Origin of the sequence: Methylorubrum rhodesianum, from assembly GCF_014199985.1 — a bacterium.
Lineage (GTDB): Bacteria > Pseudomonadota > Alphaproteobacteria > Rhizobiales > Beijerinckiaceae > Methylobacterium > Methylobacterium rhodesianum.
In genome coordinates this window covers 16,354-29,432 of record NZ_JACHOS010000014.1, presented here as the reverse complement: position 1 = coordinate 29,432, position 13,079 = coordinate 16,354, and the positions used below count along the sequence as shown (strand labels likewise).

Here is a 13,079-nt window from a genome sequence, read left to right as displayed (position 1 = left end):
CCGGATCAAAGATCCTTGCAAAGCCGCAGGGCGTCGTAGATCGCCGCGTGGATGTTGCGGCCCGACACCGCGTCGCCGATGCGATAGAGCGCGTAGCCCTTCGACAGGTCGTAGGGCTGCGGCTCGCCGCGGATCATCGCTTCCTGGTCGGTCTGGCCCCGGTTGACCGATGCCGGCTTCAGGCCGTGGTAGAGCGCGTCCACCGGCAGCGTGCCGTGATCGACGATCACGCGATCGACGACGCGCTCCTCCTCCGCATCGGTCATGGTGTTGCGGAGCGCCGCCACCAGCCGGTTGCCCTCCGGAAAGATCTCGATCAGCTCCATGTTCGGCGTCATCACCACGCCGAGCTTGTACAGTTCGCGCAGGTGGATCGGCTGGTTCGTGGTGCCGACCTCCTCCGCCACCATGCGGTCGTGGGTGGCGATCTCGACGAGGCAGCCGCGCTTGGCCAGCTGCTCGGCCACCGACGCGGCGTTGTGCCCGCCCATCTCGTCGTAGAGCAGCACCGAGCCGGTGGGCTCGACCGCGCCGGTCAGCACCTCGGTGGTCGTCACCGCGTGCTGCTCGGCGCCCTTGGCGTGGCCGCGGAACGGCGTGCCGCCGGTGGCGACGATCACCACGTCGGGCTTCTCCGCCAGGACCGCCGCTTCCGTCGCCTCGGTGTTGAGCCGCAGGTCGACGCCGAGCTTGGTCACCTGGGCCACCAGCCAGCGGGTGATGCCCGACATCGCCTCTCGCCAGCCGGCTTTCGCCGCGATGGAGATCTGGCCGCCCGCCTGCCCGCTCTTCTCGAACAGCACCACCGAATGGCCGCGCTCGGCGCAGACGCGGGCCGCCTCAAGCCCACCGGGACCGGCGCCGATCACCACGACGCGGCGGCGGACATCCGCCCGGCGGATCTCGTGCGGCATCGTCGCCTCGCGGCCCGTCGCGGCATTCTGGATGCAGAGCGCGTCGCCGCCGACATAGATCCGGTCGATGCAGTAGCCCGCGCCGACACACTGCCGGATGTCGTCGGCCCGGCCCTCTGAGAGCTTCTTCACGAGGTGCGGGTCGGCGATGTGGGCGCGGGTCATCGCCACCATGTCGACATGGCCGTCCGCGACCGCACGCGCGGCGGTGGCGAGATCGGTGACGCGCTGGGCGTGGAACACCGGCACGTCGACCTCGCGCTTGATCGCGCTCGGCAGGAACAGGAACGGCGCCACCGGGAAGGACATGTTCGGCAGCGAGATCGCATGGGCGATGTGGTCGCGCGCCTGGCCGCCCAAGATGTTGAGGAAGTCGACGAGCCCGCGCCGGGCGTACTCGCTGGCGATCGTCAGGCAATCCTCCTGGCTGAGGCCGTCGGCGATCATCTCGTCGCCGGACATGCGGATGCCGATGACGTAGTCGTCGCCGGCTTCCGCGCGCATCGCCTCCAGCACCTCGATGCCGAAGCGCATCCGGTTCTCCAGGCTGCCGCCGTACTTGTCGGTGCGCTGGTTGACGGACGGCGACCAGAACTGGTCGATCAGGTGGCCGTGGGCGGCCGAGACCTCGCAGCCGTCGAGCCCGCCTTCCTTGCAGCGCCGGGCGGCCTGGGCGAAGCTCTTGACGATGCGGGCGATGTCCTCGGGCTCGATCTCCTTCGGGATGGTGCGGGAGGCGGGCTCGCGCCGCGGCGAGGGTGAGACGGTGGGGAGCCAGTGCTCGGTGTCCCACTTGGTGCGCCGGCCCATATGGGTGAGCTGAATCATCAGCTTGCCGCCGTGCTGGTGCACCCGGTCCGAGAACTGGCGGAAGAACGGGATCACCGAATCGTCGGCGACCGAGATCTGGTTCCAGGGCGCGGCGGGGCTGTCGACGGCGACCGACGACGAGCCGCCGAACATGGTGAGCCCGATGCCGCCCTTGGCCTTTTCGGCGTGGTAGAGCTGGTAGCGCTCCTGCGGCTTGCCGTCCCGGCCGTAGCCGGGGGCGTGGCTCGTCGACATCACCCGGTTGCGGATGGTGAGGCCCTTGATGGTGAGCGGCCTCAAGAGCGCGTCGGCATTGGCGATCACGGGACGACTCCCGAAGGCGATGGGGAAAGCTTGGGACGCTGGAGTGCTGCCCGGCCACTGGAGCGGCCGGAAGCGCTCAGCGTTCGACGACGAGGTCGCTCGTCGGCTTGGAGCAGCACAGCAGCGCCATGCCGGCATCGATCTCGCGCTGGCGGATGCCGCCGGCATGCGTCATGGCGACGGTGCCGGAGGTGAGTTTCGACTTGCAGGTGCCGCACAGCCCCTTGGCGCAGGACGAGGGCAGCCGAATACCGGCCTTGCGGGCGGCGTCGAGCACGGTCTCGTTCTCCGGGCATTCGAGGACGCGCCGGGTCTTGGCGAACTCCACCCGGAAGGTGCGCACGCCGCCCGCGGGCGCGGCCTCGGCGTCGCGTTCCTGGCCCGCCTCCGCCGCGGCCTCCTGCTCGGCTTCCGGCAAGGCGCCGAAGTCGAAGCTCTCGTAATGGTACCGGGCCATGTCGAAGCCGGCGTGCCGCAGCATCGCCTGCACGGCGTCCATGTAGGGCCCGGGGCCGCAGACGAAGACTTCGCGCTCGAGGAAGTCGGGCACCGCCTCTCGCAGGATGTCGAGGGATAGCCGCCCCTTCGGACCCGTCCAGACCTCGTCCGGGGAATCCGCCTCGCAGACCGCGTGGAAGCGGAAGGCGGGATCGAGCCGGGCCATCGTCTCCAGCTCGCTCCGGAACACGATGTCGGCGGGCGAGCGGGCGGAGTGGACGAAGGCCACGTCCCGGGCCTCGCCCAGATCGTGGAAGGTGCGCGCCATCGACATCATCGGCGTGACGCCGCTGCCGCCGGACAGGAGCAGGTAGCGCTTCGCCGGATGGGTGAAGCAGGAGAAATCACCCATCGGCCCGAGTGCCCGGACCGTGTCGCCGGGCTTCAGGGTGTCGTGCAGCCAGTTCGAGACCGGGCCGCCGGGCACCCGCTTGACCGTGAACGAGATCGCGTTCGGCCGGGTCGGCGCGGAGGAGATCGTGTAGCAGCGGTGGATCGTGTCCGTACCGATCTCGAAAGAAAAGGTCAGGAACTGGCCCGGCGCGTAGGCGAAGCGCCGGGGCTCGCGGGGGCTCAGCACGAAGGTCTTCACGTCGTGCGTCTCGTCGCGCACGGCGAGGCAGACCAGTCGGTCATCGGCCTCCGCATCCCAGGGCGCGGAGGCCGCGAGGCGCCGGGCGGCCGGTTCGGAGGAGGCCGACGTCACGGCTCAGCGCCCCAGATGCGCGGCCATGCGGCCGACATACCAGTTGCAGAACTTCTCCACGAGCATCTCGGTATGCGGCGAGTAGGGGCCGGGCTCGTAGGCCGGGCTCGCGACACCCTGCTGGCAGATGCCGACGAGCTCGCTGTCCTGATCGTTCGTGGCTTCCCAGACGCCGGTGAGGTTGGCGAGGTCGTAATCGACGCCCTCGACCGCGTCCTTGTGGACGAGCCACTTGGTGCGCAGCAGCGAGCGCTCGGCGTCGAGCGGCAGCACCGAGAAGGTGACGATGTGGTCACCGAGGAAGTGGTGCCAGGAATTCGGCTGAGTCCAGACCGACAGGCCGCCGAGCTTGGCGCTGGTGAAGTTGCCGAGCAGCTTCTTGCAGGCGGCCCGGGTGTCGAGGGTGTGGGACTCGCCCTCGCCGTCGAGCGGCAGCCGCTCGGTGCGGAAGCCGCTGATCATGGTGTCGAGCTCGTCGATCTCCTTCGAGGGCAGCCCCTCCGCTTCCCACTCCCCGTGCCGGGTCTTGAGCAGGCAGCCGTAGCGCTCGGCCTGAGCGCGGTCGTGCTCGTCCATCTCTTCGGGGGCGAAGCCGAAGCCGTAGGCGAAGAGCGGCACGGTCAATTCGGGATGGTTGGCCCCGCAATGGTAGCACTCGCGGTTGTTCTCCATCGTCAGCTTCCAGTTGCCGGGCTCGATGATGTCCTTCTGGAAGGCGACCTTGGTCTCGCGCACGTTGTGCGGCTCGATGTAGGGGCCGAGGCGCTCGGCCATCTCGTCGAAATCGGCCGGGGGCTCATCGGCGAGGCAGATGAAGAGCAGGCCCGCAAGCGAGCGGACATGCACGGGCTTCAAGCCGTGGCAGGCCTTCTTGAAATCGGGCCCCATATGCTCGGCGTGGATCAGCTTGCCGGTGAGGTCGTAGGTCCAGGAATGGTAGCGGCAGACGAGATTGCCGACCGTGGACTTCTCCTCGTGGACGAGCCGGGCACCGCGGTGGCGGCAGACATTGTGGAAGGCGCGGATCCCGTCGTCGTCGTCGCGCACGATCGCGACCGAGGTCTTGCCGATCTCGACGACCATCACGTCGCCGGCCTCCGGCACGTCGGGCTCGACACCGACATAGATCCAGTGCTGCCCGAAGATGATCTCCATGTCGGCCTCGAACACGTCGGGGCTGAGATAGAAGGGAGCGGCGAGGGTGTAGCCGGGGCGACGCTCGCGCAGCAGGCGCTGAAGCGGAGTGGGCGTCACATCGAGCATGGGGACCTCCCGAGCCGTATCTGGGCCTCAGGACTATCGCGGCCCGCTCCCCAGCCCGCTGCCATGGCAGCGACACTCCCTTGGCTCGCCGCGACGTTCCTCGCCTCGCGCGATCCCCGGGCATGTCGGCGGCCGGACGCCCTGTGCCTGAGCCGGTCCGCCGCTCCCTCTCCGCACCGAAGGGCAATCCCGGTTGCGCGCCCCGTGCAGGCCCGGCGTCCCGATCCGGGCCGGCTCCGATGCGCGCCACGGCGTGTGAGAGCCCGCGCGGATCATCGGCATCGTCAATTGCGGCGCGATCGATTCACCATCGTCGCAAGTCGACGCGCGGCCGATGCACCCTTACGGGCAGATGAGCGCGCAGGGCGGCCGGTCTCGGCGAAATCGATCGTTCGCGTGCTCATGTTCACGACCAATTGAAGAGCCGCAGAGCCTCACGGATCTTGAGAGGGGCGCTGCAGATCGACGGACGGCGCAGTCTTTCCGATTGGATTCACGGAGCATAAAGGCGCTCCGCCGTAAGGTGCTGGAGCGAGCCCGTCTCGTCTCAAGGAAGAACCCCGGCGCTGCTGCGACCGCGGGGAAGCGGCATCGACGAAGACCAAACCTTGAAAGCCTCTCGGCTCCTCCAGCATGGCCGGCACTTCTCGGCATCAGATCTGCTGAGGTCTCGGTTCGTCCGTAACGTCGACGGCATTGCCGCGGTCGAACTCTCGCTCGTCATCCTGCCGCTGTTTGTCTTGGTGCTGGTGATCATGGAGGCGTCGATCCTCGCTTTCGCCCAGCACCAGCTCGACGTCTCGGTTCAGCGGGCGGCACGCCTCATCCGCACCGGCGCCTTTCAGGAAGATGCGGCCGGCGCGGACGTCGCGCAGCAGATGCGCGGCCTCCTCTGCGGTACCGGCCTTCGCTTCTACCAATGCGACGAGATGCGGTTCGATCTCGTGCGCTCCGCCACCTTCGCCATCAAGCAGATCGCACCGGCCTACGATGCCGGCCGCGGCGACTGGGCTGCCGGATTCGGCAGCCAGTTCGACTGTCCGGTGGGCGGAGCTGTCCACGTTCTGCGCGCGGCCGTGCCGATGCTGCGGCCGTTCCGATTTCTCGATTACACCGGCCAGCGGATGCCCGGCGGCAAGCAGCTCCTCACCTCGACGGCGGTCTTCCGGGCGGAAAGCTATGCGGAAGGGTCGTGTCCATGAAGCTGCGGCGGCTGCTCCCGGCGAGAGGGCGCGCCGTCGCGGCGGAGCATCCGCTCACGCGGGCCCTCGCCCGCATCGGCCGTGCGCAGGGCGGGGCGAGCGCCGTCGAGTTCGCTTTCATCACGCCCGTCCTCCTGCTCCTGTTCGTGGCGACGATCGAGATCCCGCGGGCCATCGCCACTAATAACCGTCTCGCCCAGGCCACGATCACGATGGCCGACCTCGCCTCCAAGAGCGATTACAGTGACATCAACGACGTGTACTCGGCCGCACAGGTCGTGGCGTCCCCCTACAGCTTGGCCGGCATCGGCATCGTGCTGACGGCCGGCGGGGTCTACAAGGTCGGAAACGACTTCGTGGCCAGGGTCTGCTCCAGTGTCCAACAGGGGGACACAGCCCGCGCCGTCGGATCCGACATCGGTCCTCCGCCAGCGGGGACGGCGTCGAAGGGCGACCGCTTCGTCATGGCCGAGACGCGGCTGTCCTATCGGCCGCTGTTCTCGTTCTTCCCGTTCCTCAACGATCTGACCTTCACGGCGAAGACCGTGTGGCCGGTGCGCGAGGGCATCGCGAAAAACGGTCAGGTCGAAGTCGTCCTGCCGGGGGGAAGTCCCTGTCCGGCGTGACCCGGTCCGAGGAAGAGATCCCGCCGGCCGAGGACCGCCGACGATGACCCCGGCCGATCGTCCGCCGAGCGTTATCATTGTAAATCTTGCGTAAACTGTACGGTAACGGCTCCGCCATTGCCAAGTATGACCTATTAACTCGGGAGAACTAATCCTGGGATGGGGTGCAGCGGGCGATAGGGCTGAAGTCACGATGGTGTCGTGTGACGCGAAGAGGGCGGCGAAACGCACGATCTGGTGGAACAGGCCGCTGCCGAACCTGTATCGGGAAACGGACGGCGCGGTTGCGGTGATCTTCGGGCTGGCGGCCTCCACCCTGATCGCCTTGGTCGGTGGCGCGATCGACTACGCGAAGGTCGTCTCCGCCCGCACGCATCTGCAGAGCGCGGTCGATGCCGGCGTCCTGGCCGGCGGCAACGCCCTCAAGCTGGTCGTCTCGAGCACCGAATCCATCGTCGGTCTGACGACCCAGACGATCCAGGCCGAGGCGAAAGCCGGTGCCGATGCGCCGATCTCCCTCCAAGTCACCGTCGCCTCCGACAAGACGAGCGTCGAGGCGCGCGCGGAACAGGTCATCAACCTTACATTCGGGACGTTCGTCGGCATGGGATCGATGCCGGTCTCGGCGCGCGCACGCGCGAGCGTCGTCGGCCGGATGCGCCTGTGCATGCTGGCGCTCGATCCGGCGGCCCCCGGTGCGTTCAACCTCGAGCGCAACGCTCAGGTCACGGCCTATGACTGTGCGCTCTACTCGAATTCGACCAACAGCGCCGGGATGGTCGGTCGCGACGGCGCGCTCGCGCGGGCGCAGACGATCTGTTCCGCGGGGGGATTCCGGGACGATCGGGCGAACTTCACGCCCAATCCGCAGACGAGCTGCCCCGTCATCCAGGATCCGCTGCGCAACCGGCCGGCCCCGCCGGTCGAGAGCTGTGTGAATCTTCCCGAGGTCCTGCGCCTCGCCGATGCGCTCACGGGCAAGAGCAAGGGCAACAACGCCGTCTCGGAGACGGTGACGCTCGATCCCGGCACGTATTGCGGGGGCTTGCACATCACCAAGGATGCCGTCGTCACCCTGCGGCCGGGCATCTACGTCATGAAGGATGGCCCGCTCATCGTGGACAAGAAGGCGACGATGACGGGGCGGGATGTCGGCTTCTACTTCACCGGAAACAACAGCGGCCTGCTCTTCGACAAGAAGACGACGATCGAACTGTCCGCGCCGACGACGGGCGTGATGGCGGGCCTTCTGATGGCCGAGGACCCCTCCGTCACCCTGCCGCTCGATCCGGTTCTGGCCGTCGACCTGCTTCTCGGAGACGTGATCACGCCGACGCCCCCGCCCCTCAGCGCGACCAAGCCGATGCGGATCTACCGCATCATCAGCGACAACGCCCGCACCATGCTGGGGACGATCTACCTTCCGGCCGGCCGTCTCGTGATCGACTCGAAGCGCCCGGTCGCGGACCTCTCCGCGTACACCGTCGTCGTGGCCCAGCAGATCAATCTCTACGAGGGGCCGAACCTCTACCTCAACGCGGATTACAACCGCTCGAGCGTTCCGATCCCGAAGGGTGTCGGTCCGATCTCGGGGCGGCTCGTCATCAGCCAGTGACACACGCGATCCGTACCGGCGCACCGATCCGTCCCGCCGCGAGACCCCTTCCCGCCTGACCCTTCCCGCCTGACCCTTCCCGCGTGACCTTGCCCGCGAGACCCATTCCGTGCCCAGCCCGTTCACGAACCCGATCCGCTCGCTGTCCGGCCGGCTCGCGCTCGCCGTGGCCAGCGCCGTGGCCATCGCCCTGCTTCTCCTGACCGGCCTCTCGACCTGGCGCGAGGTCGAGCGCTACGCCGCCGCCAAGCGCGAAGCCCTGCGGATGACCGCGCAGATCCTCGCCGCCAGCGCCGCGCAGGCGACGGCGCAGGGCGACGAGGCGGCGGCGCTGAGCACCCTGCGGGCGATCGCCCACGGGCAGGCCCTGGTCTACGCCTCGGTCGAGCGGGCCGACGGCGAGATTCTCGCCGAGCAGGGCATCGGCCTGCGGCTCTCGGACGACATCGACCTCGATCGGGGCTCGGTATCGCCGCTGGATCTGATGACGACGCGGACCCTGCGCGTCTCGGTTCCGATCCTGGAGAATGCCCGCCCGATCGGGCGCGTCGTCCTGGTCTCGGACAACCGCGACCTGGCCGAGCGCATCACCGAGGTCGGCCTCACGGCGGTGCTCGCCGGGCTGCTCGCCCTGGCGCTCGGGCTCGCCGTCTCGATGGGACTGCAGCGCAGCGTCACCCGGCCGCTGGCGGCGCTGGCCCGGACCATGGACGGGGTGCGCCTCGGCCACGACTATTCGAGGCGGGCGGAGGCCGGCAGCGGCGAGGTCGGCGCGCTGGCCGAGAGCTTCAACGACCTCCTGCGGGCGGTGAACGAGCGCGACCGGGCGATCGCGCGCTACAATGCGGGCCTGGAAGAGGAGATCCGGCTGCGGACCCACGACCTGATCGAGGCCAAGCAATCCGCGGACGAGGCCAACGCGGCCAAGTCCGTCTTCCTCGCGACCATGAGCCACGAGATCCGCACGCCGATGAACGGCATGCTGGTGATGGCCGAACTCCTGGCCTCGGCCGATCTGCCGCCGCGCCAGCGGCGCTACGCCAGGGTCATCGCCCGTTCCGGCCAGTCCCTGCTCGCCATCATCAACGACATCCTCGATTTCGCGAAGGTCGAAGCCGGTCGCCTGGAGGTGGAGCGCATCCCCTTGAGCCCCCGGGACGTCGCCGACACCGTCGTGACCCTGTTCGCCGAACGCGCGGCGTCCGCGGGGCTCGACCTCGCGGCGCAGATCGACGCTGACGTGCCGCGCACCCTCCTCGGCGATCCGGTGCGGCTCGGTCAGGTGCTCGGCAATTTTGTCTCGAACGCGCTCAAATTCACCGCCGCCGGCCACGTCCTGGTGCGGATGGCGATGGAGCGGGAGGCGTCCGGTCCGGTCCTGCGCATCGCCGTGTCCGATACCGGCATCGGTATCCCGCAGGACCGGCTGGCGGGAATCTTCACCGCCTTCACCCAGGCCGACCAGTCGATCGCCCGCCGGTTCGGCGGCACCGGTCTCGGGCTGTCGATCGCCGAGCGCCTGATCGCCGCCATGGGCGGCCGCGTCGGCGTCGAGAGCCGTCTCGGCGAGGGCTCGACGTTCTGGGCGCGCATCCCGGTCGAGGGCGCGGAGAGCACCGAACCGATGGTCCGCCGTGCGCCGGCGGTGCCCGCCGCGATCCGCTTCGGTGCGCTCGGCGCGGCGACGCGCGCCGCACTCTCGGCGGACCTGCAGGCCGCGGGCTTTTGCCCCGTGCCGTCCGGGAACGGTCACTGGATCCTTGAGGCGTCCGAGCTTCGGGCGGGCGGCCGCCGCCCGGAGGGCACGGGCCGGGTCGTCGCGCTGGTCCCGATCGGCGACGACTCCGGTCCCGGTCTCATCGGAGCCGGTCTGGCCGATGCCGTGTTGCGCCGTCCCCTCGCCCAGGCCGAATGGCGTCCCCTCCTCGCCGCCCTCGCCGAAGGCACGCCCTTCGCCGTCGAGGAACCGGAGGCGAACGAGAGCCCCGTCGCCCTGCCCTCCTTCGCCGGCGCGCGGGTGCTCCTGGCCGACGACAGCGCCGTCAACCGCGAGGTCGCGGCCGAGGCGCTCGGCCGCTTCGGCGTCCGCGACATCGTCTGCGTCGAGGACGGTCAGGCGGCGGTGGAGGCCGCCGCCGCGAGCCGCTTCGATCTCGTCCTGATGGACGGCAGCATGCCGAGGCTGGACGGATTCGGCGCGGCCGCCGCGATCCGCGCCCGGGAGGCGCGCGACGGGGCGGAGCGGGTACCGATCGTGGCCCTCACCGCCCACGTCGTCGGCGACGGCGCCGAATCCTGGCAGTCGGCGGGCATGGACGGCCTGCTCGCCAAGCCGTTCACCCTGGCGCAGCTCGGCGCGCTGCTGGCACGGCACCTGCCGGCCGCGATCGGCGACGCTCCCGTGGAGGTCGTGCCGCCGCCGATGCCGGAAACGTCAGAGGTCATGCTGCTCGACGAGCCGACGATCGCCAACTTGGAGGAACTCGGCGACCGGGATTTCCTGGAGCGCATTCTCCGCCTCTACGTCGCCCAGGCGCCTCAGGCGCTCCTGGCGCTCGACGACGCCCTCGCCCAGGACGACGCCCCGGCCGCGGCCCGCGCCGCCCACGGCCTCAAATCGATGAGCGCCAATATCGGTGCGGCCCAGGTGAAGGATCGCGCCGGTGCGATCGAGCGGGCGGCCCGCGACGGCAACCTGGCCAGCCTCGCCGACGGGGCGTCCGGCCTGGACGATCTGCTCGCCCGCACCATGAGCGCGCTTCATCTCCGTCTCGGGCTGCGCGCCGAAAGCGGGCCGGACGAGACCGCTCGCGGGCAAGGCGCGCTCGAACGCTGCTGAGGATCGCGTGAGGGGCGAGCGGGGCCGGTCCGGTTGTCCGGCCCCCGCCGCTCGTGGGGAGGCCGGCTCAGGCGGCCTGCGTCGCGGAGGCGGTGTCGTCGCGGCCGAGGGTGAGGAAGGCCTGGACGGCGGTCCAGCGGCTCAGGAATGCCTCGACGACGCTCGGGTCGAAGTGGGAGCCGGCGTTCTCCTGCAGAAAGGCGCGGGCCCGCTCCGGCGACCAGGCTTGCTTGTAGGGCCGCTCGGTCGTCAGCGCGTCGAACACGTCGGCCACCGCGACGATGCGGCCGGCCTGGGGGATGGCCTCGCCCTTCAGGCCGTGCGGGTAGCCGGCCCCGTCCCAGCGCTCGTGGTGGCTGCCCGCGATCTCGGCCGCGAGCCGCATGACGGGCGATTCGCTGCCGCCCAGGATGCGCCGGCCCCGGTCAGCATGCTTCTCCATCTCCCGGCGCTCCTCGGGCGTGAGAGCGCCCGGCTTCAGCAGGATGGCGTCCGGCACGGCGATCTTGCCGACGTCGTGCATGGTGGCGGCCAGGGATATCTGCCGGATGTCGGCGGCGGACAGGCCCATCGCCTCGGCGATCAGCCCGACATAGGCGGAGACGCGCGCGATGTGGTCGCCGGTGTCGGAATCCCGGTGCTCGGCCGCGCGCATGAGCGTCGAGACGATCTCGCGCTCGCGCTCCTCGACCAGGGCCACGGCCGCCGCGACCTCGCGGGCGAGCTGCGCGGCGTGGTCGCGCTGCGCCCGGTGGGCCTCGGAGAGGGCGAGCAGGTTCGTGACGCGGGCACGGATCTCGACCGCATCGGCCGGCTTGGTGAGGAAGTCGGTGGCGCCCGCCTCCAGCGCCTCGCGGCGCAGGCTGCGCTGATCGTGGCTCGTGACCATGACCGTGGGCACGGCGGCGAGGCCGGGGATGCGCCGCACGGCCCTGATGAACTCGACGCCGTTCATGCCCGGCATCTCGTAGTCGGTGATGACGATCCCGATGTCGCCGGCGCGGGCCTCCGCGAAGGCGAGCGCCTCCGCCGGCACGGTGAAGGCATGCGGGACGCAACCGGCGAGCGGCCGCAGGGAGGCCACCATCACCAGGTTGTTCATCTCGGCGTCGTCGAGGACGAGAGCGAGCATCGCGAGGTGTTCCAGGCCGGTTCGGACCCCCATGCCCAGCCGGGTGCTCTGACGGCGACCCTGGGGTGGACGAACCCACTAACACCCTCGCCCCTTGCCGAAAGGTGAAGGCGGTGCCGGTTCTTCCCCGGAGGTGGCCGGCGCGCGTCGAACGTGAGCGGAAGACGGACTGCCCGGGCGCCGCGCCGGCTTGATTGCCTCTGAATGGGTCCCGGCGCGCGTCGTCGGCGGATCCGCCCGGGCGTTCAGCGCGACAGGAACAGCGGGACGGGGCAGCTCCGCAGCAGCGAGCGCGTCACGCCGCCGAAGAAGAATTGGCGCGCGCGGGAATGGCGATAGGCCCCCATGACGATCATGTCGGCCCGGAACAAGCCGGCCTGGGACCGCAGGGTGTCCCCGATGGAGCCGGAGACGGGCAGATGGTTGACGATGACGTTCACCCCGTGCCGGGCCAGGTGCGGCGCGAACTCCGCACCGGGCACCGAGTCGCGGATCTCCGCCGCGTTCCCGACGGAGACGATCTCCACCGCGTCGGCCGCGCGCAGGAGCGGCATCGCGTCGTTGGCGGCCCGCGCCGCCTGGGCGCTGCCGTCCCAGGCGACGATGATCCGGCGCCCGGCGAAGGCCGCATGCCCCGGCGGCACCGCGATGACCGGGCGACCGCTCTGGAACAGGGTCGATTCGAGCGCCTCGCGGTCGAGGTCGCAGGTCCAGATCTCCGCATCCAGAACCGTCAGATCGTGCAGGCGCGCCTGTTCCGCCAGTCGGCGGATGACGGCCGGATAGGGCAGACTCGGCGTTTCCGTCGTGCAGGCGACGCCGGCCATCAGCGCATCGCCCGCCGTGCGGTCCGCGATGGCGCGGGCCAGGGCGTCGAGGCGGTGATCGATCTCCGCGACGCTGCCGTCGTCGAAGCCGCTGATCCAACGGTCGTCGCCCGAGAGGCGCCAGGAGGCCGACTGAAGGGTCAGGTGGGCGCCCGCGGCCTTCGCCAGCGTCAGGCCGTAGCCGACGGCCGAAGAGGCCGTCTCGCTCTCATTCTCCACGGCGATGCCGACGAGGATGTCGCGAAGGCCGGCGAGCGCGGAGGAGGCGGGGTGGGACATGGCTGGGACTCCGGTCTGAACGTCCGTCACGAGAATGTCCTCCG

The 13,079-nt window shown here is 69.9% G+C and carries 9 protein-coding genes; 4 read left to right on the top strand and 5 right to left on the bottom strand.

What is annotated here, in order from left to right; all coding sequences use genetic code 11:
- Positions 1-5: 5 nt before the first annotated feature.
- From HNR01_RS19590 to HNR01_RS19580, 3 genes are all read right to left on the bottom strand, one after another.
- Positions 6-2,048 carry an NADH:flavin oxidoreductase gene (locus HNR01_RS19590; protein WP_183669263.1) on the bottom strand — a complete coding sequence of 681 codons (2,043 nt, stop codon included), beginning with the start codon at positions 2,046-2,048 and terminating at the stop codon, positions 6-8.
- A gap of 76 nt (positions 2,049-2,124) precedes the next feature.
- Entirely contained in the window at positions 2,125-3,252 is a 1,128-nt protein-coding gene (locus HNR01_RS19585) for an FAD-binding oxidoreductase (protein ID WP_183669261.1), read from the bottom strand.
- A gap of 3 nt (positions 3,253-3,255) precedes the next feature.
- Positions 3,256-4,515 (bottom strand): aromatic ring-hydroxylating oxygenase subunit alpha, encoded by a 1,260-nt coding sequence (locus tag HNR01_RS19580; RefSeq protein WP_183669259.1) that lies wholly within the window; start codon positions 4,513-4,515, stop codon positions 3,256-3,258.
- Positions 4,516-5,123: 608 nt separating this feature from the next.
- On the opposite strand from HNR01_RS19580, the gene HNR01_RS19575 reads away from it, so the two are divergent.
- The 4 genes from HNR01_RS19575 (at position 5,124) to HNR01_RS19560 (ending at position 10,797) form a co-directional block, all read left to right on the top strand.
- Complete coding sequence (locus HNR01_RS19575) at positions 5,124-5,717, top strand: TadE/TadG family type IV pilus assembly protein (protein ID WP_017484656.1); 594 nt, start codon at positions 5,124-5,126, stop codon at positions 5,715-5,717.
- The gene (locus HNR01_RS19570; protein WP_210313436.1) at positions 5,714-6,343 is read left to right on the top strand and encodes a TadE/TadG family type IV pilus assembly protein; all 630 of its coding nucleotides are present in this window, start codon (positions 5,714-5,716) and stop codon (positions 6,341-6,343) included. The genes HNR01_RS19575 and HNR01_RS19570 overlap by 4 nt, the downstream gene beginning before the upstream one ends.
- Positions 6,344-6,536: 193 nt before the next feature.
- Complete coding sequence (locus HNR01_RS19565) at positions 6,537-7,958, top strand: TadE/TadG family type IV pilus assembly protein (protein ID WP_183669257.1); 1,422 nt, start codon at positions 6,537-6,539, stop codon at positions 7,956-7,958.
- Between the two features lie 109 nt (positions 7,959-8,067).
- Positions 8,068-10,797 (top strand): hybrid sensor histidine kinase/response regulator, encoded by a 2,730-nt coding sequence (locus HNR01_RS19560; RefSeq protein ID WP_183669255.1) that lies wholly within the window; start codon positions 8,068-8,070, stop codon positions 10,795-10,797.
- A 67-nt stretch (positions 10,798-10,864) separates the two neighbouring features.
- On the opposite strand, the gene HNR01_RS19555 is transcribed toward HNR01_RS19560, so the two are convergent.
- Positions 10,865-11,929: an HD-GYP domain-containing protein gene (locus HNR01_RS19555; protein WP_183669253.1), complete on the bottom strand. Its 1,065-nt coding sequence runs from the start codon at positions 11,927-11,929 to the stop codon at positions 10,865-10,867.
- A 245-nt stretch (positions 11,930-12,174) separates the two neighbouring features.
- Positions 12,175-13,035 carry a universal stress protein gene (locus HNR01_RS19550; RefSeq protein WP_183669251.1) on the bottom strand — a complete coding sequence of 287 codons (861 nt, stop codon included), beginning with the start codon at positions 13,033-13,035 and terminating at the stop codon, positions 12,175-12,177.
- Positions 13,036-13,079: the final 44 nt, after the last annotated feature.

Excerpts from the sequence above, each read along its gene's own strand:
- HNR01_RS19580 (WP_183669259.1), bottom strand. The coding sequence starts at position 4,515 with ATGCTCGATGTGACGCCCACTCCGCTTCAGCGCCTGCTGCGCGAGCGT.
- HNR01_RS19570 (WP_210313436.1), top strand. The coding sequence starts at position 5,714 with ATGAAGCTGCGGCGGCTGCTCCCGGCGAGAGGGCGCGCCGTCGCGGCG.
- HNR01_RS19565 (WP_183669257.1), top strand. The coding sequence starts at position 6,537 with ATGGTGTCGTGTGACGCGAAGAGGGCGGCGAAACGCACGATCTGGTGG.
- HNR01_RS19555 (WP_183669253.1), bottom strand. The coding sequence starts at position 11,929 with ATGCTCGCTCTCGTCCTCGACGACGCCGAGATGAACAACCTGGTGATG.
- HNR01_RS19550 (WP_183669251.1), bottom strand. The coding sequence starts at position 13,035 with ATGTCCCACCCCGCCTCCTCCGCGCTCGCCGGCCTTCGCGACATCCTC.